We start from the raw sequence: 23,438 nt of genomic DNA on the forward strand, positions 1-23,438 counted from the left end.
ATTTCCGTGTCTTACGCTGCGCTACAATCCTTGCCATGTTGACCGAACGGCTTTTCGCACGCTCGGCGCGGCCGCCCGGAACGCCCGGCGAGTCGTCGCCGTCCCGCTGGCACCACGGACCCTGGTGGTCGAATTCCTATTTGCTGACGCCGCTCCTGTCGATCCTGGTGTTCCTGGTCGTCATGAGCCTGATCTTGTGGAGCCTCAACCGCCGCGAGCAACAGCAGCAGGAAGACACGCTTTACCGCAACGTCGCGTGGGCCCAGCAGCAGATCCGGCTTTCCATGACGGGCGCGCAGGAGCAACTGCAGGCGCTGGCGCGCGACCTCGCGGCGGGCCACAGCGATCCGCAATATTTCCAGACGTCCACCACGGACATCATGCAGGGCCATCCGGAGATCCTCTATCTCAACTGGTACACGAGCCAGCAGGAGCCGAGGTGGCCCAACACGGCAATGCCGCTGTTCGGCCAGCGCCTCGCCAAGCCCAACGACGCGCAAATGGACGAAGCCGTGAAGGCCGCCTTCGCCGAAGCGCGCTCGACGCGGCGCCAGGTGTACTCCCCGCTCATCTACGACGACGTCGGCAACGGCTACATCACGCTGCAAACGCCGGTATACCGCGATCGCGAGTTTCTTGGCTCAATCGCGGCCGTGTTCTCGGTCGAAGGCATTCTGAAGCACGACATCCCGCCCGAGCTGTCGGCCAAGTACAAGATCTCGATTCTCGACGCGAACGACCGCGAGCTCGCCACCACCTCGACGCGCCCGCGCCTGCCGCGCGACGTCTACTACGACCTGCCGCTCGATCCGCCGGGCCAGGGCGTTTCGGTACGCGTGTACTCGTTTCCGCAGATGACCAACTTCACGAACAACACGCTCGTGTGGCTGGTCGCGGGTCTGTCGTGCTTCGTGCTGTGGAGCCTCTGGAGTCTCTGGAAGCACACGCGCCAGCGCTTCGAGGCGCAGCAGGCGCTCTACGCGGAAGCATTCTTCCGTCGCGCGATGGAGAACTCGGTGCTGATCGGCATGCGCGTGCTGGACATGCACGGGCGCATCACGCACGTGAATCCGGCCTTCTGCCGCATGACTGGCTGGGATGAAAGCGACCTCGTGGGCAAGAATGCGCCGTTCCCCTACTGGCCGCGCGACGCCTACCCCGAAATGCAGCGCCAGCTCGACATGACGCTGCGCGGCAAGGCGCCCTCCTCGGGCTTCGAGCTGCGCGTGCGCCGCAAGGACGGCTCGCAGTTCCATGCCCGCCTTTACGTCTCGCCGCTCATCGACAGCTCGGGCCGTCAGACGGGCTGGATGTCGTCGATGACCGACATCACCGAACCGAAGCGCGCGCGCGAAGAGCTCGCCGCCGCGCACGAGCGCTTCACCACGGTGCTGGAGAGCCTCGACGCGGCCGTCTCCGTGCTCGCCGCCGACGAAGCCGAGCTGCTGTTCGCGAACCGCTATTACCGCCACCTCTTCGGCATCCGTCCGGACGGCCACCTCGAACTGGCCGGCGGCGGCGGCTTCGACTCGGCCAACGCCTCATCGGACTCGATCGACATGGTGGACGCCTTCGCGGGCCTGCCCGCCACCGCGCTCACGGAAAGCACGGCGGACGCACAGGAGGTGTACGTCGAGGGCATCCAGAAGTGGTTCGAAGTGCGCCGCCAGTACATCCAGTGGGTGGACGGCCACCTCGCGCAGATGCAGATCGCGACCGACATCACGACGCGCAAGCAGGCCCAGGAGCTGGCCCGCCAGCAGGACGAAAAGCTCCAGTTCACGAGCCGCCTGATGACGATGGGCGAGATGGCCTCCTCGCTTGCGCATGAACTGAACCAGCCGCTCGCCGCGATCAACAACTATGCATCCGGCACGGTCGCGCTCGTGAAGTCGGGCCGCGCCGCGCCCGACAACCTGCTGCCCGTGCTCGAGAAAACGGCCCAGCAAGCGGTGCGCGCGGGCATGATCATCAAGCGCATCCGCGAGTTCGTGAAGCGCAGCGAGCCCAAGCGCCAGGCCACGCGCGTGGCCGACATCGTGGCCGACGCCGTGGGCCTCGCCGAAATCGAGGCGCGCAAGCGCCGCATCCGCATCGTGACCGACATGCGCTCGCGCATGCCCGTGATCTACGTCGATCCGGTGCTGATCGAGCAGGTGCTCGTCAACCTGCTGAAAAACGCAGCCGAAGCCATGGCCGAGGCGCGTCCGAATGCGATCGATGCGATGATCCGCGTGATCGTGAAGCGCGAAGGCGGCAACGTGTGCATCAGCGTCGTGGACCAGGGTCCGGGCGTGGACGAAGCCACGGCCGAACGCCTCTTCGAACCGTTCTACAGTACGAAATCCGATGGCATGGGCATGGGCCTGAACATCTGCCGTTCCATCATCGAATCGCACCGCGGGCGTCTCTGGGTGGTCAACAACGTCGAATCCGACGGCCACATCAGCGGCGCAACGTTCCATTGCAGTCTGCCCATCGGCGAAACGGACAGCCCTTCGCGGGGCTCCGAAGAACCGACTCCACAAACCGTTACGGGAGAGCCATGAACAGCCCAGTCACCACCCAGGAAACCGTCTTTGTTGTCGATGACGATGAGGCCGTACGAGACTCCCTGCGTTGGCTCCTCGAAGCGAACGGCTACCGCGTCCAGTGCTTCAACAGCGCGGAGGAGTTCCTCGATGCTTATCAGCCGGCGCAGCAGGCCGGACAGATCGCCTGCCTGATACTCGACGTGCGCATGTCCGGTATGAGCGGCCTCGAACTGCAGGAACGCCTGATCGCCGAAAACGCCTCGCTGCCGATCATCTTCGTGACGGGTCACGGCGATGTCCCGATGGCCGTCTCGACCATGAAGAAGGGCGCGATGGATTTCATCGAAAAGCCCTTCGACGAAGCCGAGCTGCGCAAGCTCGTCGAGCGCATGCTCGACAAGGCGCGCAACGAAAGCAGCAACGTGCAGCAGCAGCGCGCTGCGGCCGAACGACTCGGCAAGCTCACGGCGCGCGAGCACCAGGTGCTCGAGCGCATCATCGCGGGCCGCCTGAACAAGCAGATCGCCGACGACCTCGGCATCAGCATCAAGACCGTGGAGGCGCACCGCGCCAACATCATGGAGAAGCTCAACGTCAACACGGTCGCCGACCTGCTGCGTCTCGCGCTCTCCAACAAGCCGCAACAGGCGCAGCAGTAAGCGCGCGGTCTTAAGTGCATTCGTGCGCCGTGGTGCGCGCGAATGCAGCCTGCGGCGCGCCGCCGCCGCATCTGGACCTCCTTCCCTTTACCGGTCTTCGCAGGTCGCCGCTCGCCCGTCCAGGCCGAAGCGCGGCCGCCGCGCGGGTATAATGTCGGCCTTCGCACAGAAGCCGGCCCCATGCCGCTCGCCTGCGCCCTGTGCTGTGCGCCAGCGCTCGCGCCTCCACGAGTCTCCACAAGCGCCCGCACGTGCCCGCAACGCCCACTTTCGATCCAGACCGACCATGACTGCCACCCTCATCGACGGCAACGCCCTCTCCAGGAAACTTCGCGCCGACGTGGCCACACGCGCCGCTGCCCTCACCGCCCGCGGCCATCAGCCGGGGCTGGCCGTCGTGCTGGTGGGCGACAATCCGGCGAGCGAAGTCTACGTGCGCAACAAGGTCAAGGCGTGCGAGGACAACGGCCTCCATTCGTCGTACGACCGCTATGCCGAATCGCTTTCCGAGGCCGATCTGCTCAAGCGCATCGACGAGCTGAACCGTGACCCGAAGATCCACGGCATTCTCGTGCAGCTGCCGCTGCCGAAGCACATCGACAGCCACAAGGTGATCGAGGCCATCGCGCCCGAGAAGGACGTGGACGGTTTTCACGTCGCCAACGCGGGCGCGCTCATGACGGGCCAGCCGCTCTTTCGCCCCTGCACGCCCTATGGCGTGATGAAGATGTTCGAGGAGTACAAGATCCCGCTCGAGGGCGCCAACGCCGTGGTGATCGGCCGCTCGAACATCGTCGGCAAGCCGATGGCGCTGCTGATGCTCGAAAAGGGCGCGACGGTCACGATCTGCCACAGCAAGACGCGCGACCTCGCGAAGCACACGCGCGACGCCGACATCGTGGTCGCCGCGGTGGGCAAACGCAACATCCTGACCGCCGACATGATCAAGCCCGGCGCGACCGTGATCGACGTGGGGATGAACCGCGACGACAACGGCAAGCTCTGCGGCGACGTCGATTTCGCGGGCCTGAAGGACGTGGCCGGTTTCATCACGCCGGTGCCGGGCGGCGTTGGCCCCATGACCATCACGATGCTGCTGGTGAACACGATCGAAGCGGCGGAACGCGCAGCAGGCGCGTAAGGCAGTTGCGATCGAGCATTGCGGCGTCACGCTCAAGAAGCGGCCCTCATGGGCCGCTTTTCTTTTGCTGCTCGGGCGGGAGCTCAGTGAGCCGGATGATCGAATCGGGCCGTGATTTCGCCGACTCCCTGCGACATCTGTTAATTTGATCGGATTCACCGGTTGGAAAGCGCCCCTCGCGCCCCAATACTCGCTCTAACGGGCGCGCGCAGCGCTGCCGCGCCCCCGTCCCCCGACCCGCGACAGACAGGAACAGGAAGCATCATGGCAACTACCCCCTCCGACAATCCGCTCCTCGATTTCACCGCCCTGCCGCGCTTTGGCGAAATCCGCCCCGAGCACGTCACGCCGGCGCTCGACGTGCTGCTCGCGAACGCAAAAGCAGCTGTCGAGCGCGCCGCGCAACCCATGACGCCCGCCCAATGGAGCGACGTGGTCGAGCCGGTCGAGCGCGCCACCGAGCCGCTCTCGCGTGCCTGGGGCGTGGTCGGCCACTTGAACGCCGTTGCCGACACGCCCGAGCTGCGGGCCGCCCATGGCGAGAACCTGCCGCGCGTGACCGAATTCTGGTCGAGCGTCGGCCAGAATCTGGAGCTCTTCAAGAAGTACAAGGCCATCACGCATCACGACTCGTTCGAGCTGCTCTCTGGCGAACGCAAGAAGATTCTCGAGAATTCGCTGCGCGACTTCCGTCTCTCGGGCGCGGAGTTGCCCGAAGAGCAGAAGCCGCGTTTCGCCGAACTGCAGGAGCGCCAGGCTGCGCTCGCGAAAGCCTTTTCCGACCACGTGCTCGACGCGACCAACGCCTACGCGTTCTACGCCACCCGTGAAGCCGAGCTCGCGGGCCTGCCCGAGGATGTGATCGCCGCCGCGCGCGAAGCCGCCGAGCGCGAGAATAAGGAAGGCTGGAAGTTCACGCTGCACTTCCCCTCGTACTTCCCGGTGCTCCAGTATTCGGAAAACCGCGCGATGCGCGAAACGATGTACCGCGCCTACGTGACGCGCGCTTCGGAGCTTGGGCCCGTCTACGGCGCTGGGAAAGCCGAATGGGACAACACCGCGATCATCGAAGAGCAGTTGAAACTGCGCGCCGAGGAAGCGAAGATGCTCGGCTACGACAACTTCGCCGAAGTCTCGCTCACGCCGAAGATGGCCGAAACGCCGGCCCAGGTGATGAGCTTTCTCGAAGACCTCGCCACGCGCGCGCGCCCGCATGCGGAGAAGGACTGGAAGGAGCTGCGCGACTTCGCGGCCAGCGAGCTGGGCCTCGCGCAGATCGAGCCGTGGGACATGGCGTTCGCCGCCGAGCGCCTGCGCCAGAAGCGCTACTCGTTTTCGGAAAACGAGGTGAAGCAATACTTCCCCGAAGACTTCGTGCTCCAGGGCCTCTTCAAGGTCACGGAAACGCTGTTCGGCGTGCACATTCGCCCCGACAGTGCGCCGGTATGGAATCCCGACGTGCGTTTTTTCCGCGTCGAGAACGCAGATGGCACACTGGTCGCGCAGTTCTATCTCGACCTCTACGCGCGCGAAGGCAAGCGCGGCGGCGCATGGATGGACGATGCACGCTCGCGCCGCAAGCTCGACGGCAACGGCGTGCAAACGCCGGTCGCGTATCTGACCTGCAACTTCTCCGCGCCGGTGGGCGGCCGCCCCGCGTGCTTCACGCACGACGAAGTCATCACGCTCTTCCACGAGTTCGGCCACGGCCTGCACCACATGCTCACGCGCGTCGACGAACTTGGCGTCTCGGGCATCAACGGTGTGGAGTGGGACGCCGTCGAACTGCCCTCGCAGTTCATGGAGAACTTCTGCTGGGAATGGGACGTCGTGCGCGAAATGAGCTCGCACGTCGAAACGGGCAAGCCACTGCCGCGCGAACTCTTCGACAAGATGCTCGCGGCGAAGAATTTCCAGAGCGGTCTCGGCACCCTGCGCCAGATCGTGTTCTCGATGTTCGACATGGCGCTGCATGTGGACTTCGACGCCTCGAAGGGCAAGAGCGCGAACGACCTCGCACGCGAGATCAACGAGCGCTATCACGTCATTGCGCAGGCTTCGTTCTCGCGCTGGCCGAACACGTTCAGCCACATCTTTGCGGGCGGCTACGCGGCCGGCTACTACAGCTACAAGTGGGCAGAGGTGCTCTCCGCCGACGCGTACGCGGCCTTCGAGGAAGCGGCACAGGCCGCGAAGTCGAGCGTGCTCGACGAAAGCACTGGTACGCGCTACCGCAAGGAAATTCTGGAAGTGGGCGGCAGCCGCCCGGCGATGGAATCGTTCAAGGCCTTCCGCGGCCGCGAGCCGAATATCGACGCGCTGCTGCGTCACAACGGCATGGAGCAGCCGCCGGCACAGCAATAGGCATGTGACATGCTTGTAAGCGGTCCGAACTAAAACCGCGCATGGGATGCACCCATGCGCGGTTTTTCCTTGCCTCACGCCTTATCGATGTAGCCTGAAATCGACAGTTTCGGGGCGCCCGGCGAGCGCAAGCGCCGCGCGCTGCTCGGGCTGCCGGCTCACCACCCTGCCCCGGCTCACCACCGCGAGGCGCGCCGCGCGCAGCCGGATCGCCTCGATGGGATCGCGGGCGTCGAGCACCACGAGGTTCGCGGCGCAACCGGGCGCCACGCCGTAGTCTTCGAGACCGAGAATGCTCGCCGCGTTGACGGTCACTGCGTCGAAGCATGCGCGAGAGGCATCGGTGCCCGTCATCTGCGCGACGTGCAACCCCATATGCGCGACTTCGAGCATGTCGCCCGAGCCGAAGCTGTACCACGGGTCCATCACGCAGTCGTGACCGAACGCGACGGTCACGCCCGCCGCCATCAACTCGGGAACGCGCGTCATGCCGCGACGCTTCGGATAGGTGTCGGAGCGCCCCTGCAGCGTGATGTTGATGAGCGGATTCGCGATCGCCGCGACACCCGACTCGCGCATCAGCGGAATCAGTTTGCTCACGTAGTAGTTGTCCATCGAATGCATCGACGTGAGATGCGAACCCGCCACGCGCCCATGCAGGCCGAGCCGATGCGTTTGCGCCGCGAGCGTTTCGATGTGGCGCGAGAGCGGGTCGTCGGATTCGTCGCAATGCATATCCACGCGCAAGCCCTTTTCAGCGGCGAACTCGCAGAGCAGGCGCACCGACTCGGCGCCGTCCGCCATCGTTCGCTCGAAGTGCGGAATGCCGCCTACCACATCCACGCCCATCGCGATCGCGCGCTTTAGGTTGTCGAATGCCCCGGGGCTGCGCAGCACGCCATCCTGCGGAAACGCCACGAGTTGCAGATCGAGATACGGCGCGACGCGGCGTTTCACTTCGAGCAGCGCTTCGACGGCGAGCAGACGCCCGTCGCATACATCGACGTGCGAGCGGATCGCCAGCAGCCCGCGCGCGACGGCCCAGTCGCAATACTGGAGCGCGCGCTCGATGAGCGCCTCCTGCGTGAGTTGCGGTTTGAGTTCTCCCCACAGCGCGATGCCTTCGAGCAGCGTGCCCGAAGTGTTCACACGCGGTAGCCCGTACGAGAGCGTGGCATCCATATGGAAATGGGCGTCGACGAACGGTGCGCTCACCAGCGCACCAGCCGCGTCGATCTCCTCGCGCGCCGCCGCGGCGAGATGCGGCTCGACGGCGGCGATACGCCCCCCCTCGATGCCGATATCCACCGAGGGATGCCCGGCGGGATGCGTATGCGCGAGCACCGCGCGGCGAATGATCAGGTCCATTTGCGGCTCCTTGTTCTGGCATGGCGAAAACGCATCGTCCGCGTCGATTCTATCGACGCCAGAATGACGGCGCCATCGCCGCGAGCCAACACAAACGCGAAGACGCTCACGTGGGCGCGACGTTCGGACAAGACGTCGCGATGCTCGCCATTTCCGTACCGCGGTGGAATCGCGAAACCGTATCTGGACGACGGCCTGCACGCGCCTATACTCGTGCCGACTGACCCGTCCATGAGCATGCGAGGCAAATCGATGAAAACGATCGGTGTGATCGGAGGAATGAGCTGGGAATCGTCGGCCGAGTATTACCGGCTGCTGAACCGCCATGCGAAGGCGCGTTTGGGCGGTCATCACAACGCGCGCAGCCTGATGGTGACGGTGGATTTCGCGCAGGTCGAGGCGCTTCAGCGCGCGGGCGACTGGGACGCACTCGGCGCGCAGATGGCCGAGGCCGCGCAGCAACTCGAACGCGGCGGCGCGGATATCGTGCTGCTCGCGACGAACACCATGCATCGCGTTCGAGCGGCGATCGAGGCGGTCATTTCGATCCCCTTCCTGCATATCGCCGACCCGACAGGCCAGGCGTTGCGCGCCGCAGGCTACACGCGTGCGGGCCTGCTCGGCACGCGCTACACGATGGAGCAGGACTTCTACGTGGGGCGGCTACGCGAGGCGCATGGCATCGAAGCCGTCGTGCCTGACGAGCACGATCGTGCGGACATCCATCGCATCATCTACGATGAGTTGTGTCACGGCATGGTGGATGACGAATCGCGGCGCACCTACCAACGCGTGATCGATAGCCTCGCGGCTCGTGGTGCGCAGGCGGTCATTCTCGGTTGCACCGAAATCACGCTGCTGATCGGCCCTCGCGATTCGACGTTGCCGGTGTTCGATACCACGGCGTTGCACGCGCAGGCAGCGGTGGACTGGGCGATTGGGGGCGAGGCAAGCGCTCGGTGACGAGCCTTGTAGACAACGCGCCTTGCACAGGCGCGGAAAACAAAAAACCCGCTCTGAGCGGGTTCATTGATCGGCGCGAAGCCTTGGTGCTGCTTAAGACCTGACTAATACGTTTGGTTGCGGGGGTAGGATTTGAACCTACGACCTTCGGGTTATGAGCCCGACGAGCTGCCAGACTGCTCCACCCCGCGTCCGTCAGAGAAAAGAATTATAGGGCCTCTCGCGACGCTCGTCAACTAACTTTTTGGACACGCATGAATTAATGCGTCTTCGAACGCAATCGCAGACACACTGTGCCACTCACCAATTACTTCGGATAACCAGGCAAATCTCATTGTGCCGCTGCCGGATCCACCAGCGGCCTCACCTCGGCCGCCCATGCGAGCCACATCTCCTGAGTGAGAATACCCGCCTTCAGAATCGCGTACTGAATCTGCTGACCGCGCGTGAGCGAAGCGCCGCCGAAGTCCCGCTGCTCGATCTCCCGATAAACCGCGAGCCGCGCACGATTTTCGCCGATGAGCCTCTCCAGTTCGTTGGCCAGGCCGAGCGGACCGATTACGGCGTCGGCACGCAGCTTGAGCAGGAACACATTGCGCGAGTCGAGATCGAGCGGCGTCTCGCGCGCCCAGCGCACCACCTCGTTGCGCCCCACCGGCAGCACGCAATACACCTTCTTGCGTGTGGCCGCGGCCGCGTCGTCCTCGATGACGGACACCCAGCCAGCGTCGACCATGCGGCCAAGCTCGCGATAGATCTGCTGATGGGTGGCGTGCCAGAAGTAACCGATCGCGCGATCGAAGCGCCGCGCGAGGTCGTAGCCCGACGAAGGCTTTTCCAGCAAGGCAATGAGGATGGCGTGCGGGGTGGACATGCGCCGATTCTAAACCACGCTTCCGATCAGGCTGCCGCTGTTGTGGCTCGAATTTTTCCACTATGCAACTGGTTGCATAGTGTCCGGCGGTTTGCTATGTTTGGTCCTGCCCGCTGGCGCAATGAAGGAAGGCCCCGCATCGCGCCAGCAACGAACAATGCGGCGGCCACACCCGGCCGCCGCCCAGTCCAGGAGATCTAGATGTCTCTGCCCGCCGTGCTGCGCCGCGGCCTGTCGATTCCGGTCGTCGGCTCGCCGCTCTTCATCATTTCGAACCCCGATCTCGTGATCGCCCAATGCAAGGCGGGCGTCGTCGGCTCCTTCCCCGCCCTCAACGCGCGGCCCGCGCACGTGCTGGGCGAATGGCTGGACCGCATCACCACCGAACTCGCCGAGTACAACGCGAAGCACCCTGAAGCTCCCGCGGCGCCCTTCGCCGTGAACCAGATCGTGCACAAGTCGAACGACCGCCTCGAGCACGACCTTGGCGTGTGCGCGCAATACAAGGTGCCGATCATCATCACGTCGCTCGGCGCGCGGGAGGAAGTCAATCACGCGATCCACGCATGGGGCGGCATCGTCTTGCACGACGTGATCAACAATACGTTCGCGAAGAAGGCCATCGAGAAAGGCGCGGACGGCCTGATCGCCGTCGCCGCCGGTGCGGGCGGCCATGCAGGCACGCTCTCGCCGTTCGCGCTCGTCCACGAGATTCGCGAATGGTTCGACGGCCCGCTGCTGCTCTCGGGCGCGATCGGCAACGGCAACGCGATTCTCGCGGCGCAGGCCGCTGGCGCCGACCTCGCCTACGTCGGCTCGGCCTTCATCGCCACGCACGAGGCGAACGCCGTCGACGCGTACAAGCAGATGATCGTCGAAGGCAGCGCGGGCGACATCGTCTACTCGAATCTCTTCACGGGCGTGCATGGCAACTATCTGCGCCAGAGCATCGTGCAGAGCGGACTCGATCCGGACGCGCTGCCGGAATCGGATCCTTCGGCGATGAATTTCGGCTCGACGCGCGTGAAGCCGTGGAAGGACATCTGGGGCTCGGGCCAGGGCATCGGCGCCGTGAAGAGCATCGTGCCGGCTGCCGAGCTGATCGCGCGGCTCAAGCGCGAGTACGAAGCGGCGCGCGTGCGTCTGGGCGTCGCCGCCGCGCCGCAAGCCGAGGAGCAGACCGCGCTCTGATGCGCGGCGCCGACGAAGCCAGTCGGCGAGCCGGGTGCGCTGTGTGGAGGGGTTCGGCGGCAATAACGTAGTTACAGGAATACCTTGCCCCCGTATGTTTTTGTAACTACAATAACCAGTGAAAACGACCAACGATCCGATCAAGAGCGAAGCCAACCCCCGCAAGCACCGCGTCTCTCTCGCCCTGGCAGAGCGGATCGACTGGTCATCCGTATGGTGCATGCCCGACGATCGCAAGGACTATGGCGAGCTGCGCGAAATTGGCTATGCGGTAATCGAATCCCGGCTCTATTGCGTCGTGTTCACACAGCGTGGCGACATCTTCCGGGTCATCAGTCTGCGCAAAGCCAACAACCGGGAGATTGACCGCTATGAAGAAGCCACCCAGATTGATCCGTAACACACCTGACGAAGAAGCCGCGATTGCTCGCGGCATCGCGGCTGACGCAGACACGTTCGAACCCACCGACGAACAGTTCGCGCAGATGAAGCGACGTGGCGGGCGACCCAAACTAGCCAATCCGAAGGTTGCGGTAACGGTGCGCTATGACGCCGATATCGTCGAACGTTTCAAGGCGGGCGGTGATGGCTGGCAAACCCGGATGAACAACGCCTTGCGCGAATGGCTGGCGACGCATCACGCGTGATGAGGACCGGTGCCATGAGCAAAACAGAATGCCGTTCCGTTGCTGAACGGCATTCTGTTTTAGCGGTATGCGCATTTTGCGGTTAACAGGATCGAGAGCCGGGGTATAGCCGCCAGCACTGATACGATGGCGGAAAAACGACAGGCAGAGCATCAGGCGAGCCCGTCCGGACCGGGTAGTCAAATGGGTAGCCAGAGCCCAAAGTACCGGTCGCCTACCGACATAAATCATTGATATACAACGGCTTCGTCTTTATATGAAAATCGCCACCTGGAACGTCAACTCCCTCAAGGTCCGTCTGCAGCACGTCATCGACTGGCTCAATGCGAGCAAGACCGACGTGCTGTGCCTCCAGGAGCTTAAGCTTCCCGACGAAAAATTTCCGCGCGCCGATCTCGAGGCGCACGGCTATCGCAGCTGGTTCGCCGGCCAGAAGACCTATAACGGCGTGGGCATCCTCGTGCGCGAGGGCCTCTTCGTCGACGAAGCCACGATCGTGCGCAACATTCCCGGCTTCGAAGATGCGCAGCAACGCGTGATCGCCGCGACGGTAGGCGACGTGCGCGTGGTGAGCGCCTATTTTCCCAACGGACAGGCGCCGGGCACGGAGAAGTTCGCGTACAAGCTGCGATGGCTCGACGCCATGCACGACTGGCTCGCGCAGGAGATGCAGCGCTACCCGAAGCTCGCGCTGCTCGGCGACTACAACATCGCTCCCGAAGACCGCGACGTGCACGACCCCAAGGCGTGGGAAGGCCAGAACCTCGTCTCGCCGGAAGAGCGCGCGCAGTTCCGCCGCCTGATCGAACTCGGTTTCGTGGATGCATTCCGCCGGTTCGAGCAGCCCGAAAAAACCTTTACGTGGTGGGACTATCGCATGTTCGCGTTTCGCCGCAACGCGGGCCTGCGCATCGACCACGTGCTGCTCTCGCCGGCGCTCGCGGCGCATCTCACCGCATGCGAAGTGGACAAGGTTCCGCGCAAATGGGATCAGCCCTCCGACCACACGCCGGTGATCGCCACGCTCGATCTCGGCAATTGAGCGCCTTCCTCACCAGTTCGCCGCGAGCGTCGTCCACAGGAAGCGATAGACGAGCGCGTCATACTGCGCGCGCTCGAGCGAATCGCTGCCGGGGCCGTGGCCGCCTTCGGTGTTCTCCAGGTACCACACGTTCGCGTGCCCCTGCTGCAGCATGCGCGCGACCATCTTGCGCGCGTGCGAGGGGTGCACGCGGTCGTCGCTCGTCGAAGTCGTGAAGAGCGTGGCAGGGTAAGTCACGCCGGGCTTGACATGGTGGTAAGGCGAATACGCGGCCAGCGCGAGCGCTTCTTCGGCATCCTGAGGATCACCGTATTCGTCGATCCACGAGGCGCCCGCGTGCAGCAGCGGATAGCGCTGCATGTCGAGCAGCGGCACCTCGCACACCACGGCGCCGAATAGCTCGGGTCGCTGCACCATGCACGCGCCCACGAGCAGCCCGCCGTTGCTGCCGCCCTTGATGCCCAGCTGCGCGGCGCTGGTGTAGCCGTCGGCGATCAACTGCCCGGCCACTGCGATGAAGTCGTCGAACGAGCGCTGCCGATGTTCGCGCTGCGCCTCCACGTGCCAGGCGGTGCCGTACTCGCCGCCGCCGCGAATGTGGGCGATTGCCACCACGCCGCCCTGCTCCAGCCAGCCGATGCCCGAGCCCACGAGATATTGCGGCGTGAGCGCGATTGCAAAGCCGCCATAGCCCGTAAGCAGACACGGCGACGCCTTGCGAGCCCCGCCTTCCAGCACGGCCTTCGGGCCGATGACCGTAAACGGTACGCTCGTCCCGTCGGCGGAACGCGCGTGCGAGCGGATCACGGTGAGCGGTCCGGCCTCGAACTGCGTGGGCCATCGGTCGAGCAATTCCCACTTCTGGAGATCGGTCTGCGCGAGATCGGCGAGCCAGTATTCGGGCGGCAGCAGGTAGTCGTCCACGTCGACGAACACTTCGTCGTTGAGCGTGTCTTCGATCGGCGAGACGTCCACTTGCGAACTTGCGCGCGTAGGGAACGCCCGCGGCTCCCAGCGCCATGCGCCATCCGTTTGCCGGGGCTGCCAGAGCATCGTGCGGCTCTCCACGTCGTCGAGCCAGGAGACGATCAGGACGTTTTTCGTATTGCTCCAGTCACACGCCGAAGTGACGGGCGTTGGCGTGAAGAGCGGCGTGAACGCGCGGCTGCCCGCAAGGAAAGCGTCTTCGCGGATCGCGAGCAGCGCGCCGCCCTTGTACGTGACGTCGGAAGCGACCCAGTCGAGCCGGGGCTCCAGCAGCAGCCAGCCGTGCCACGCCCCGACTGCCACATGCGTGGGCACGTCGTACATCTGCCAGTTGCCCCGCTCATCGAGACGATAGGTGTACGAATCGAAGAAGTCCACGCTGCGCACGACGTCGTGACGCTTCTCGACCGGATCGTAGTCGCCCTCCACGCTGATGTCGTCGAACTCGCCGCGGAACACCACGGGCGCGTCGGCGAGCGCCGTACCGCGCGTCCAGCGGCGCACCTCGCGCGGATAGCCCGAACGCGTGAGCATCTTGTTCCCGTTCCTGCCGCCCGCGTCCCACCCGACGTACACCGCATCGCGGTCGATCCAGGAGATCGTGTGCTTGCCCTCCTTCGCGATGGCAAAACCATCTTCCATGAACTCACGGCGCACGATATCGAACTCGCGCACCACGACCGCGTCGGAGCCGCCATCGGAAAGCTGGATCAGCGCGCGGTCGCCGTCCGGGTAGAGGATGTCGATGCCCGCGCAAACCCACGGCATGCCCTCTTTTGCACCGAGGGCGTCGAAGTCGATGAGCGTCTGCCACTGCGGCTCGTGCGCGCGCCAATCGGCCCACAGCGCACGGCGCCACAGGCCCTTGGGATTGTCCTCGTCCTCCCAGAGGTCGTAGGCCCACTCCTGCCAGCGGCTCGGGATCACCGGCCGCTCGCGCGGCAGGTAGGCCTGCGCGAGGCGCTTCTCCAGCGCATCGAAACGCGCGCCGCCCTGCCACGCGGCACGCGTGCGCGCGTTCTGCTCTTCGACCCAGGCCATGACGGCAGGATCGTCGAGCGATTCGAGAGAAAGGAACGGATCGGCCTCGGCGGGCCACGGGGAAGTCACGGGCATGATCGGTCGTCGACAGGAAAACAGCGACGATTATGCCCTGTGCGCGCGCCGGCGCACTGCGCATCGGGCTGCCTTGCGTTGCACGAGGCCGGCCCGATGCGAAAGATCACTCGAGATTGAGCTCCTGGATCTTGCGCGTGATCGTGTTGCGGCCGATGCCCAGGCGCTCGGCCGCCTCGACCTTGCGCCCGCGCGTGAAGTCGAGCGCCTCGCGGATCACGGCGGCCTCGAAGCGGCGCGAGAGTTCGTCCATGACGTCCGCGCTGTTCTCGCGCAAGAGACGCGCGACTTCCGTGCGCAGACCACTCTCCCACACGCTGAGCGGCGAGACGGCCGTGCCGTTGGACGCGCCGAACGCGGGCGTGCCGAACACCACGCCACCCGCCACGCCGCCGATAGCGCCAGGCATCCCCGCAGCCGCCACGTGCGACGCATGGTTCGCGCCGTTCGTCGCCAGAGCCGAGACCGCAGCCGACGAGGCATCGGCAGCGCCCGCGGCTTCACCGAGGGGCGATGCAGCACCGGGCGCAGCGTGCGCGGGCATGAGGTCAGGCGGAAGATCCTTGATCTCGATGGTCTGCGCAGGCGCCATCACCGTGAGCCAGTTCGCGAGGTTCTCCAGTTGGCGAACGTTGCCGGGGAACGGCAGCGCGGACATCCAGGCAAGCGCCTCGTCCGACACGCGCTTGGGCTCCACGCCCAGTTCGCGCGCGCTCTTCTGCAGGAAGTGGCGCGTGAGCAGCGGAATATCCTCGCTGCGCTCGCGCAGCGCGGGCAGACGCAAGCGAATCACGTTGAGGCGGTGATACAAGTCCTCGCGAAACAACCCCTGGCGCACGCGCGTCTCCAGGTTCTGATGCGTCGCGGCGATCACGCGCACGTTCGCACGCAGCGGGTTGTGTCCGCCCACGCGGTAGAACTGCCCGTCCGAGAGCACGCGCAAGAGGCGCGTTTGGAGATCGAACGGCATGTCGCCGATTTCGTCGAGGAACAGCGTGCCGTTCTCGGCCTGCTCGAAGCGGCCCTGACGCATGGCCTGGGCGCCCGTGAACGCGCCGCGCTCGTGGCCGAACAATTCGGATTCCAGAAGATCCTTTGGAATGGCGGCAGTATTGAGCGCAATGAACGGACCGTTCGCGCGTGGGCTATGTCGGTGCAAAGCGCGCGCGACAAGCTCCTTTCCGGTGCCAGACTCGCCCGTGATGAGCACCGTGGCCGCCGAATGCGAAAGCCGCCCGATGGCGCGGAACATGTCCTGCATGGCCGGCGCCTGGCCGAGCATCTCGGGCGCTTCGGCGGGACGCTCGTCCCATTGCTGCTCGCCGCGCATGCTTTCGTCCACGGCGCGGCGAATCAGCTCGACGGCCTTGTCGACGTCGAAGGGCTTGGCGAGATACTCGAACGCGCCGCCCTGAAATGCGGCAACCGCGCTATCGAGGTCCGAGAACGCCGTCATGATGATGACGGGCAAGCCCGGCAAGCGCTCGCGCACGGTCTGCAGCAATTCGAGGCCGGAGCCGCCGGGCATGCGGATGTCGGAGACGAGCACCTGCGGGCTGTCGTGATCGAGCGCGCTCGCGGCTTCGCGCACGTTCGAGAAGCTGCGGGTGGCGAAGTTCTCGCGGGCGAGTGCCTTTTCGAGCACCCAGCGTATCGATTGATCGTCGTCTACTATCCAGATCGGCTTCATAAGATCGGTCAGAAGTCCTGGTGGCGTGCGGTATCGGTAAATCTGAAATCAGCTTCGGTTATCGGCTCGATGATCCGTTCAGCTATCGAGCGGCAACAGAATCTGAAACTCGGTGTGTCCGGGCCGGCTATCGACTTCGATGAGTCCGTCGTGCTGCTGGACGAACGTCTGCGCGAGCGTGAGGCCGAGACCGCTGCCATCCTCGCGTCCGGAGACGAGCGGATAGAAGATGCGATCGCGGATTTCCTCGGGAATGCCGGGCCCGTTGTCCGTGATATGCAAGTCCAGTGCCAGCTTGCACAAGCGTTTGGATATCGTGACCTTGCGCGCGACGCGCGTGCGCAACTCGATGCGCGCATCGCCCTGCGAAATGCGTTCGCGCAGCGCCTGCGCCGCGTTGCGCACGATGTTCAGCAGTGCCTGGATCAGCTGCTCCTTGTCGCCGCGCAGGTCGGGCACGCTCACGTCGTAGTCGCGCTCGATCGTGAGGCCGCGCGGGAATTCCGCGAGGATCACGGCGCGCACGCGCTCGCATACCTCGTGGATGTTCACGTCGCCGACGATGTGCGGATGCCGGTGCGGCTCCAGCAGCCGGTCGACGAGCGTCTGCAGGCGGTCCGACTCCTTGATGATCACCTGCGTGTACTCGCGCAATTCGTCGCGCTCCAGCGCGCCGAGTTCGAATTCGAGCAGTTGCGCCGCGCCGCGAATGCCGCCCAGCGGGTTCTTGATCTCGTGCGCGAGATTGCGGATGAGATGCTTGTTCACGGCCGTGAGGTCGTGGATGCGCTCTTCGCGATCGCTGCGCAGGTGCCGCTCGTTCTCGAAGAGCTCTAGCAGCACGTAATCGGGGGCGCTCTCGAGAAAGCCCACGACCACATGCACGTTCAGCGGCTCGCGGCCGGGGCGCTCCAGCGAAGCGTCGAGACGCGTCGCGTGAAAGCGATGCGCGGCAATCGATGCGATCGTCGTGAGCAGTTCGTCCGCGTTCGAGAAGAGATCGGACCACGCCATCTGCGCGAGCTGACGGCGCGAGAGATCGAGCATCGCCTCGGCCGAAGGATTCGCGAAGGCGACGCGCAGCGTGCGCTTGTCGAGCACGAGCACGACTGTGGGCAGCGCCTCGAAGCCGGGCAGCAGGCCCGACTCGACGAGTTGCCCGTCGTCGGAAAGCGGATCCGCGTGGCCTTTTCTAGCCTTGATCAGATTCTTGAGCACCATGTTTCAGGCCAGCCACCTTGCGGCACGCCGGCAACGGTCCAGGTCGTGAAGAACGGGGCACAACTTCGTGCCAATCATGCGGCCCAACGAAAAAGGGACGGCACCGCCGTCCCTTCGAGACCATTTCGCAACGCGATTGCTGCGAGTCGGACGAACTGAACCGGCGCTTCGCTGAACCGGATCCAGCGAAGCGCCATCGCCATTACAGCGAGTAGTACAGTTCGAACTCGACCGGGTGCGTGGTCATGCGCACGCGTTGCAGTTCGCCTTCCTTCAGCGCGAGGTAAGCGTCGATCATGCCGTCGGTGAACACACCACCGCGCGTCAGGAACTCGCGATCCTTGTCGAGCGCTTCCAGCGCCTGGTCGAGGCCGGCGCAAACGGTCGGGATCTTTGCATCCTCTTCCGGCGGCAGGTCGTACAGGTTCTTGTCGGCGGCTTCGCCCGGGTGGATCTTGTTCTGCACGCCGTCCAGACCTGCCATCATCAGCGCCGAGAAGCACAGGTACGGGTTGGCCAGCGGATCCGGGAAGCGCGTTTCGATACGGCGGCCCTTCGGATTCGAGACGTGCGGAATACGGATCGATGCCGAACGGTTGCGTGCCGAGTAAGCGAGCTTGACCGGTGCTTCGAAGTGCGGAACGAGACGCTTGTACGAGTTCGTGCCCGGGTTCGTGATGGCGTTCAGCGCGCGAGCGTGCTTGATGATGCCGCCGATGTAGAACAGCGCGAATTCCGAGAGGCCTGCGTAGCCGTTACCCGCGAACAGGTTCTGGCCGTCCTTCCAGATCGACTGGTGAACGTGCATGCCCGAACCGTTGTCGCCGACGACCGGCTTCGGCATGAACGTCGCCGTCTTGCCGTACGTGTGCGCCACGTTGTGGACGATGTACTTCAGTTGCTGCGTCCAGTCCGCGCGCTGAACCAGCGTCGAGAACTTCGTACCGATTTCGTTCTGGCCCTGGCCCGCGACTTCGTGGTGGTGGACTTCGACCGGAATGCCGATCTGCTCGAGCAGCAGACACATTTCCGAGCGGATGTCCTGGAACGTGTCGACCGGCGCGACCGGGAAGTAGCCGCCCTTCGTGCCCGGACGGTGACCCGTGTTGCCGCCTTCGATTTCGCGGCCCGACGACCAGGGCGCTTCATCCGAACCGATCTTCACGAAGCAGCCCGACTGGTCCGTGTTCCACTGGACCGAGTCGAAAATGAAGAATTCCGGCTCCGGACCGAAGAAGGCCGTGTCGCCGAGGCCCGTGCTCTTCAGGTACGCTTCGGCGCGCTTGGCGAGCGAACGCGGGTCGCGCTCGTAGCCCTTGCCGTCGGCCGGCTCGACCACGTCGCAGGTCAGCACGAGCGTCGATTCCTCGTAGAACGGGTCGATGTACGCCGTGTTGGGGTCCGGCACGAGCAGCATGTCCGAGGCTTCGATGCCCTTCCAGCCGGCGATCGAGGAACCGTCAAACGCATGGCCCGACTCGAACTTGTCTTCGTCGAATGCCGACAGCGGAACCGAAACGTGCTGCTCCTTGCCGCGCGTGTCGGTGAAGCGGAAGTCGACAAACTTGACGTCTTCGTCCTTGACGAGCTGCATGACGTCGGCCACGGATTTACTCATAACCTTTTCTCCTGATTAACGATTTCGGCGAACGCTGCCGCCGTCCCAATCTTGTTGATCCTCGCCGGCCGCCTCCTTCCCAGGTCTGTCCCGCTGACCCGGTTGGCCGGCTACGAATCGATCGCGACGTATAAAGCAGCTTCCATGCCATGCATGCGCCAAGCTGGCGCAAATCCCTTTCGCGACGCGCACTTGGAGTGAAAAAACGTGCGCGGCGCATTGGTGGTGCCGCCGGTGCGGCGGCCTATCGGCACCAAACCCGTGCAATCCCGAATTTGGCGCGCGAATCTCTCTTCATTATGGTGCAAAAGCACCGACATGCACCAACTCAATGCATCCCTCCTTCGCCCGCAAGTGCGTGGCGTCTGCATCATCTGCATGATGCGCTCTCCGGTACGCGGATCGCGCTTCGCGCTTCGCGCTCGCCGCCGCGCGCTAGAATGATTTTTTGGTCCAACGCGAAACAGGAGATCCGTTGTCATGAGTACGCTCGAACAGTTGTACGCCCAGGCCGAAAAGCGCCGCGTCGAGAACCAGTTGCCCTACGCGGGCGCGGTTTCCCCTGCAGAGGCATTCGAGCTTCTGCAACTCGACCCGCGAGCACGCCTCGTCGACGTGCGCACGCGCGCGGAGCTCGACTGGGTCGGCCGCCCCGTGGTCGGCGATGGCCAGTACGCCCATGTCGAATGGACCCGCTACCCGGGCGGGGTGCCCAACGCCGAGTTCCTCGCCCAACTCCGGAGCGCCGTCGAAGGCGACGCGCCCGTCCTGTTCCTCTGCCGCAGCGCCGCGCGCTCCAAGCTCGCCGCCATCGAAGCCGCCAAGGCCGGCTTCACGAAAGCCTACGACCTGCTCGAAGGCTTCGAGGGTGACAAGGACAGCCAGGGGCACAGAAAAACCGTTAGCGGCTGGTGCTTCCGTGGCCTGCCGTGGATCGGGGCATAAGCCTCGCCACGGCGGCGCTGCCCCGCGCCCAGCCCAGCACAGCGGGCCACTCTGGGCGCCGCGTGTGACACGCCGATGATGCGCCGCCGCGCCGTCTGACACGCTGCGGCCGCCGGCGCACTCCTCGCTACCCGGCGCGCGGCCCGCTGCGGCGCTCGCCATCGGCAGATGCCTAGCCCGGCGCGGCCGGCTCGACCACATCGCCGCCCAGTTCATGCACGCCTTCGCGCAGCTTCACGAAGGCAGCCGCCACCGCCTCGGGCTCGCCCTTCACGCCAAGATCGATGTGCCGGCGCGCGTAAATGCCGCCCCGCTCCGTGTCGCCCACGCTCGGCAGACTGAACACGCGCACACCGGGAAAATCGCGCTCGATGCGCTCCATGAGCGGCGTGAGCGTCGACTCCGGCAACTCGAACACGAGCAGCGACTTCTCGGCATGCGGCGTCTGATGATGCAGATGCGCGTACTTCGTGTCGAGCACCCACTCGATCATCGGCCAGGCCATCACGGGGAAGCCCGGCATGAAGTGATGATCGCGAATCGAGAAGCCCGGGATCTTGTTGTAGCCGTTCGGGATGATCTCGCAGCCCTGCGGGAACGTGCCCATCTGGAAACGGTGCTGATTCTCGGGCGACTGGTAGTTCACCGGTTCGGGGCCCGTATGCATGTCGCGAATGCGCTCGCTGATGGCCGCCCTTGCGTCGGGATGCAGCACGAGCGGCACGCCCAGCGCCGCCGCCGCGCACTGGCGCGTGTGGTCGTCCGGCGTCGCGCCGATGCCGCCCGTCGAGAACACGATGTCGCCCGAAGCGAACGAGCGCCGCAGCGTTTCCGTGATGCGCGCGGGATCGTCGCCCACGTACTGGGCCCACTCGAGCGCAAGTCCGCGCGCGCCGAGCAGTTCGATGACCTTCGGCAGATGCTTGTCGGAGCGGCGCCCCGAGAGAATCTCGTCGCCGATGATGATGACGCCAAATGCCATGTGTCGCCTCGCTGAATGTGTCCTGCTGATTATCTTGATGAGGGAGCGTCAGCGCACGACCGTCACGTCGCCGGACGCCGGCTGCGCGTCGTGCGCGCGCATGCGCTGGAGCGCGCGCAAGCAGTAGTGCCCGAACCAGAGCGCAGTGAAAACCAGAATGAACGCATAGATCCAGATGGTCACTGCCGCCAGCACCGGGAAGAACAGGAGCAGCCACGCGGATACGGCCCAGATCGCCGTGGGCAGGGAGCCGAGCAGCCCGCTCACCACGCCGATCACGAGCAGCGGCAGCCGGTGGCTGCGCACCAGCGCGCGCCGCTCCTCGACGCTCGCGTGCAGCGCCAGCGCGTCGTAGGTCATCACACGATACGTGAGCCAGCCCCAGAGCAGCGGCGGGATCAGCGCGAAGAACGGGGGAATGAGCCAGAGCGGCAGCGTCACGACCATCACGATCAGGCAAACGAAGGTGGTGACGAGCGAATGGAACAGGCTGCCGTACCAGCTGCCGCCGCGCCGCAATTCGAGCATCGCGTACTGGCGCTTCGAAAGATGACGGATCACGCGCGGCATCGAAATCGCGACGATCAGCAGCAGAACCGTGATGACGATGAGCGGAATCGTCAGGACGATGACGAGAAATGGCGCGATCGTTGCGCGCAGCCCGCCGAACCCGAGCACGTCGAACAGATGATAGACGTAGTTCATCGACGTCCAGTTCGCCAGCGCCCCCCGCATGAGGTCGAGCAGCGGCTGCCAGAACAGATAGAGCACGGCCCCCCACGCCAGCGCGGCCACCAGAAACGGCACGAACGTGAGAACCAGCATGGCGGGATGGAACACGCTCGAGAGCGCGCGTCCGAACGAACGCAACAGGTCATTCATGCGAGCGGAATACGGCGAAAAGGACGGGTGGAGAACACGGTGTCGGCAAAATCGGGGAAGCTGGCCGACAGGATAAACCACCGGGGCGCACGGCGGGCAAAGCGCGGGCGGCCGGCGGCGAAGGCAAGCGTCCGGTGCGCTCAGGAGACGGTGGCGTCGTCGCGCGCCGCGGCCTCGGTGGTCTGTGCAGCCTGTGCAGCCGCCCCGGCGCGAGCGAGCGTGCGCAGGCGCCGCGCGATGCGGGCGAACGCATAACCCTGTTGCGCCCAGAAACCCTCGCCATAGCACACGCCTTCGAGCTGGTCGCGTATGCCGGTGGGCTCGATCTCGCGATTGAACGACGCGCTGCCGAACATCATGTCCCACCACGGGAACAGCACGCCGAAATTGCAGCCATACGTGGTGCCCTCATGGCCATAGCCGATGGCGTGATGGCGGCGGTGAAAACGCGGGCTCACGACGAGGCGCTCGCCGAGCCAGCCGAAGTGCAGGCGGATGTTGGCGTGCTGCACGTTCTGCACGAAGTTCGTCAACGCGACGAGCACCACGAACTGGGCCGGCGGCACGCCGATCACGAGCGCCACCGCGGCAAACATGCAGGATTGCCCGAGCACGTCGAGCAAATGGTTGCGGTTATCGCACCAGAGCGACATCTTGCGCTGGCTGTGGTGCACGGCGTGCAGTTCCCACCAGATGCCGTAGCGATGCGACAGCCGGTGGTACCAGTAACCGCAGAAGTCGAGCACCACGAGGTAGATCGCGAACGCCACGAGCGGCTGCGTGGTCACACCCGGCCAGAGATTGTCGAGGTCCACGCTCTTCACGCCCATCAGCCGCAGCGCGCTTTGCGCGCGGTCGAAGAACGGCTGCATCGTGAAGAAGAACAGCAGGTTCAGAACGCCGAGCCGCGTGATCCACGTGTAGAGCGCATCGATCCCAACGCCCTTGCGGTCGCGCCACTTCTCCACCGGCGCGAGCGCTTCGAGCGGGCGCAGCAGCGCATACATGAGACCCACTTCGAGCACGCCGACGATCACCCAGTAGAGCGCGTCGTAGGTGTCGTCTTCCACGTCCATCATGCCGATGTGAAACAGCATCGGCTGGACGACATTGACGAAGAGAAGCGACTGGAGCCACGAGACGAGATCACCGGCGCCCGCGCCCACCGCGTGCCCCGCCTCGGCAACGAATGCCAGCACAGCCGCCGCCATCTC

At 64.9% G+C, this 23,438-nt stretch carries 20 protein-coding genes and 1 tRNA gene; 10 read left to right on the forward strand and 11 right to left on the reverse strand.

Annotated features, from left to right (window positions below):
- Nucleotides 1-35: 35 nt before the first annotated feature.
- The 4 genes from fixL (at nucleotide 36) to VSR34_RS01825 (ending at nucleotide 6,698) form a co-directional block, all read left to right on the forward strand.
- Complete coding sequence (gene fixL / locus VSR34_RS01810; RefSeq protein WP_028230466.1) at nucleotides 36-2,549, forward strand: oxygen sensor histidine kinase FixL; 2,514 nt, start codon at nucleotides 36-38, stop codon at nucleotides 2,547-2,549.
- Entirely contained in the window at nucleotides 2,546-3,193 is a 648-nt protein-coding gene (gene fixJ / locus VSR34_RS01815) for an oxygen response regulator transcription factor FixJ (protein WP_028210080.1), read from the forward strand. The genes fixL and fixJ overlap by 4 nt, the downstream gene beginning before the upstream one ends.
- A 286-nt stretch (nucleotides 3,194-3,479) precedes the next feature.
- Nucleotides 3,480-4,334 carry a bifunctional methylenetetrahydrofolate dehydrogenase/methenyltetrahydrofolate cyclohydrolase FolD gene (gene folD / locus VSR34_RS01820; RefSeq protein ID WP_342961722.1) on the forward strand — a complete coding sequence of 285 codons (855 nt, stop codon included), beginning with the start codon at nucleotides 3,480-3,482 and terminating at the stop codon, nucleotides 4,332-4,334.
- Nucleotides 4,335-4,598: 264 nt separating this feature from the next.
- On the forward strand, nucleotides 4,599-6,698 hold the full coding sequence (locus tag VSR34_RS01825; RefSeq protein WP_342961723.1) for a M3 family metallopeptidase: 2,100 nt from the start codon (nucleotides 4,599-4,601) through the stop codon (nucleotides 6,696-6,698).
- A gap of 81 nt (nucleotides 6,699-6,779) precedes the next feature.
- On the opposite strand, the gene VSR34_RS01830 is transcribed toward VSR34_RS01825, so the two are convergent.
- The gene (locus tag VSR34_RS01830) at nucleotides 6,780-8,066 is read right to left on the reverse strand and encodes an amidohydrolase family protein (RefSeq protein WP_342961724.1); all 1,287 of its coding nucleotides are present in this window, start codon (nucleotides 8,064-8,066) and stop codon (nucleotides 6,780-6,782) included.
- A gap of 252 nt (nucleotides 8,067-8,318) precedes the next feature.
- Between VSR34_RS01830 and VSR34_RS01835 the strand changes: the two genes are divergently transcribed.
- Nucleotides 8,319-9,029, forward strand: coding sequence for an aspartate/glutamate racemase family protein (locus VSR34_RS01835; RefSeq protein ID WP_028210084.1), 711 nt, complete (start codon nucleotides 8,319-8,321; stop codon nucleotides 9,027-9,029).
- Nucleotides 9,030-9,143: 114 nt separating this feature from the next.
- On the opposite strand, the gene VSR34_RS01840 is transcribed toward VSR34_RS01835, so the two are convergent.
- Both VSR34_RS01840 and VSR34_RS01845 read right to left on the reverse strand, forming a co-directional pair.
- Nucleotides 9,144-9,220, reverse strand: a tRNA-Met gene (locus tag VSR34_RS01840).
- A gap of 140 nt (nucleotides 9,221-9,360) precedes the next feature.
- On the reverse strand, nucleotides 9,361-9,903 hold the full coding sequence (locus VSR34_RS01845) for a PadR family transcriptional regulator (protein WP_028210085.1): 543 nt from the start codon (nucleotides 9,901-9,903) through the stop codon (nucleotides 9,361-9,363).
- A 201-nt stretch (nucleotides 9,904-10,104) separates the two neighbouring features.
- Between VSR34_RS01845 and VSR34_RS01850 the strand changes: the two genes are divergently transcribed.
- The 4 genes from VSR34_RS01850 to xth all read left to right on the forward strand — a co-directional run bounded on the left by VSR34_RS01850 (nucleotide 10,105) and on the right by xth (nucleotide 12,783).
- Nucleotides 10,105-11,094, forward strand: a complete 990-nt coding sequence (locus tag VSR34_RS01850) for a nitronate monooxygenase family protein (protein WP_028210086.1) — start codon at nucleotides 10,105-10,107, stop codon at nucleotides 11,092-11,094.
- Between the two features lie 118 nt (nucleotides 11,095-11,212).
- The gene (locus VSR34_RS01855; RefSeq protein WP_042289306.1) at nucleotides 11,213-11,494 is read left to right on the forward strand and encodes a BrnT family toxin; all 282 of its coding nucleotides are present in this window, start codon (nucleotides 11,213-11,215) and stop codon (nucleotides 11,492-11,494) included.
- Complete coding sequence (locus VSR34_RS01860) at nucleotides 11,466-11,741, forward strand: BrnA antitoxin family protein (RefSeq protein WP_028210088.1); 276 nt, start codon at nucleotides 11,466-11,468, stop codon at nucleotides 11,739-11,741. Before VSR34_RS01855 ends, VSR34_RS01860 begins: the two co-directional genes overlap by 29 nt.
- A gap of 256 nt (nucleotides 11,742-11,997) precedes the next feature.
- The gene (xth, locus tag VSR34_RS01865; protein ID WP_342961725.1) at nucleotides 11,998-12,783 is read left to right on the forward strand and encodes an exodeoxyribonuclease III; all 786 of its coding nucleotides are present in this window, start codon (nucleotides 11,998-12,000) and stop codon (nucleotides 12,781-12,783) included.
- A gap of 9 nt (nucleotides 12,784-12,792) precedes the next feature.
- Here xth and VSR34_RS01870 read toward each other — a convergent pair whose 3' ends face one another.
- From VSR34_RS01870 to VSR34_RS01890, 5 genes are all read right to left on the reverse strand, one after another.
- A complete protein-coding gene (locus VSR34_RS01870) occupies nucleotides 12,793-14,886 on the reverse strand; it encodes a prolyl oligopeptidase family serine peptidase (protein ID WP_342961726.1) in 2,094 nt (697 codons plus the stop codon).
- A 106-nt stretch (nucleotides 14,887-14,992) separates the two neighbouring features.
- Complete coding sequence (gene ntrC, locus VSR34_RS01875; RefSeq protein ID WP_028210091.1) at nucleotides 14,993-16,576, reverse strand: nitrogen regulation protein NR(I); 1,584 nt, start codon at nucleotides 16,574-16,576, stop codon at nucleotides 14,993-14,995.
- Between the two features lie 78 nt (nucleotides 16,577-16,654).
- Complete coding sequence (gene glnL, locus VSR34_RS01880; RefSeq protein ID WP_028210092.1) at nucleotides 16,655-17,797, reverse strand: nitrogen regulation protein NR(II); 1,143 nt, start codon at nucleotides 17,795-17,797, stop codon at nucleotides 16,655-16,657.
- A 202-nt stretch (nucleotides 17,798-17,999) separates the two neighbouring features.
- Nucleotides 18,000-19,415 (reverse strand): type I glutamate--ammonia ligase, encoded by a 1,416-nt coding sequence (glnA, locus tag VSR34_RS01885; protein ID WP_028210093.1) that lies wholly within the window; start codon nucleotides 19,413-19,415, stop codon nucleotides 18,000-18,002.
- Between the two features lie 110 nt (nucleotides 19,416-19,525).
- Nucleotides 19,526-19,795: a hypothetical protein gene (locus tag VSR34_RS01890; protein WP_342961727.1), complete on the reverse strand. Its 270-nt coding sequence runs from the start codon at nucleotides 19,793-19,795 to the stop codon at nucleotides 19,526-19,528.
- A 100-nt stretch (nucleotides 19,796-19,895) separates the two neighbouring features.
- Here VSR34_RS01890 and VSR34_RS01895 point away from each other — a divergent pair, with 100 nt between their 5' ends.
- Nucleotides 19,896-20,360: a rhodanese-like domain-containing protein gene (locus VSR34_RS01895; protein ID WP_028210094.1), complete on the forward strand. Its 465-nt coding sequence runs from the start codon at nucleotides 19,896-19,898 to the stop codon at nucleotides 20,358-20,360.
- A 172-nt stretch (nucleotides 20,361-20,532) separates the two neighbouring features.
- Here the strand turns inward: VSR34_RS01895 and VSR34_RS01900 are convergent, their stop codons facing one another.
- From VSR34_RS01900 to VSR34_RS01910, 3 genes are all read right to left on the reverse strand, one after another.
- Nucleotides 20,533-21,342, reverse strand: a complete 810-nt coding sequence (locus VSR34_RS01900; RefSeq protein WP_028210095.1) for a competence/damage-inducible protein A — start codon at nucleotides 21,340-21,342, stop codon at nucleotides 20,533-20,535.
- A 48-nt stretch (nucleotides 21,343-21,390) separates the two neighbouring features.
- Entirely contained in the window at nucleotides 21,391-22,224 is an 834-nt protein-coding gene (locus VSR34_RS01905; RefSeq protein WP_342961728.1) for an EI24 domain-containing protein, read from the reverse strand.
- A gap of 140 nt (nucleotides 22,225-22,364) precedes the next feature.
- Complete coding sequence (locus tag VSR34_RS01910; RefSeq protein WP_342961776.1) at nucleotides 22,365-23,390, reverse strand: sterol desaturase family protein; 1,026 nt, start codon at nucleotides 23,388-23,390, stop codon at nucleotides 22,365-22,367.
- Nucleotides 23,391-23,438 lie beyond the last annotated feature (48 nt).

Source organism: Paraburkholderia sp. JHI2823 (assembly GCF_038900695.1).
In the GTDB taxonomy this organism is placed as follows: domain Bacteria; phylum Pseudomonadota; class Gammaproteobacteria; order Burkholderiales; family Burkholderiaceae; genus Paraburkholderia; species Paraburkholderia mimosarum.

Coding starts and splice junctions, on each gene's coding strand:
- fixL (WP_028230466.1), top strand. CDS start 36: ATGTTGACCGAACGGCTTTTCGCACGCTCGGCGCGGCCGCCCGGAACG.
- fixJ (WP_028210080.1), top strand. CDS start 2,546: ATGAACAGCCCAGTCACCACCCAGGAAACCGTCTTTGTTGTCGATGAC.
- folD (WP_342961722.1), top strand. CDS start 3,480: ATGACTGCCACCCTCATCGACGGCAACGCCCTCTCCAGGAAACTTCGC.
- VSR34_RS01825 (WP_342961723.1), top strand. CDS start 4,599: ATGGCAACTACCCCCTCCGACAATCCGCTCCTCGATTTCACCGCCCTG.
- VSR34_RS01830 (WP_342961724.1), bottom strand. CDS start 8,066: ATGGACCTGATCATTCGCCGCGCGGTGCTCGCGCATACGCATCCCGCC.
- VSR34_RS01835 (WP_028210084.1), top strand. CDS start 8,319: ATGAAAACGATCGGTGTGATCGGAGGAATGAGCTGGGAATCGTCGGCC.
- VSR34_RS01845 (WP_028210085.1), bottom strand. CDS start 9,903: ATGTCCACCCCGCACGCCATCCTCATTGCCTTGCTGGAAAAGCCTTCG.
- VSR34_RS01850 (WP_028210086.1), top strand. CDS start 10,105: ATGTCTCTGCCCGCCGTGCTGCGCCGCGGCCTGTCGATTCCGGTCGTC.
- VSR34_RS01860 (WP_028210088.1), top strand. CDS start 11,466: ATGAAGAAGCCACCCAGATTGATCCGTAACACACCTGACGAAGAAGCC.
- xth (WP_342961725.1), top strand. CDS start 11,998: ATGAAAATCGCCACCTGGAACGTCAACTCCCTCAAGGTCCGTCTGCAG.
- VSR34_RS01870 (WP_342961726.1), bottom strand. CDS start 14,886: ATGCCCGTGACTTCCCCGTGGCCCGCCGAGGCCGATCCGTTCCTTTCT.
- ntrC (WP_028210091.1), bottom strand. CDS start 16,576: ATGAAGCCGATCTGGATAGTAGACGACGATCAATCGATACGCTGGGTG.
- glnL (WP_028210092.1), bottom strand. CDS start 17,797: ATGGTGCTCAAGAATCTGATCAAGGCTAGAAAAGGCCACGCGGATCCG.
- glnA (WP_028210093.1), bottom strand. CDS start 19,415: ATGAGTAAATCCGTGGCCGACGTCATGCAGCTCGTCAAGGACGAAGAC.
- VSR34_RS01890 (WP_342961727.1), bottom strand. CDS start 19,795: ATGCAGATGATGCAGACGCCACGCACTTGCGGGCGAAGGAGGGATGCA.
- VSR34_RS01895 (WP_028210094.1), top strand. CDS start 19,896: ATGAGTACGCTCGAACAGTTGTACGCCCAGGCCGAAAAGCGCCGCGTC.
- VSR34_RS01900 (WP_028210095.1), bottom strand. CDS start 21,342: ATGGCATTTGGCGTCATCATCATCGGCGACGAGATTCTCTCGGGGCGC.
- VSR34_RS01905 (WP_342961728.1), bottom strand. CDS start 22,224: ATGAATGACCTGTTGCGTTCGTTCGGACGCGCGCTCTCGAGCGTGTTC.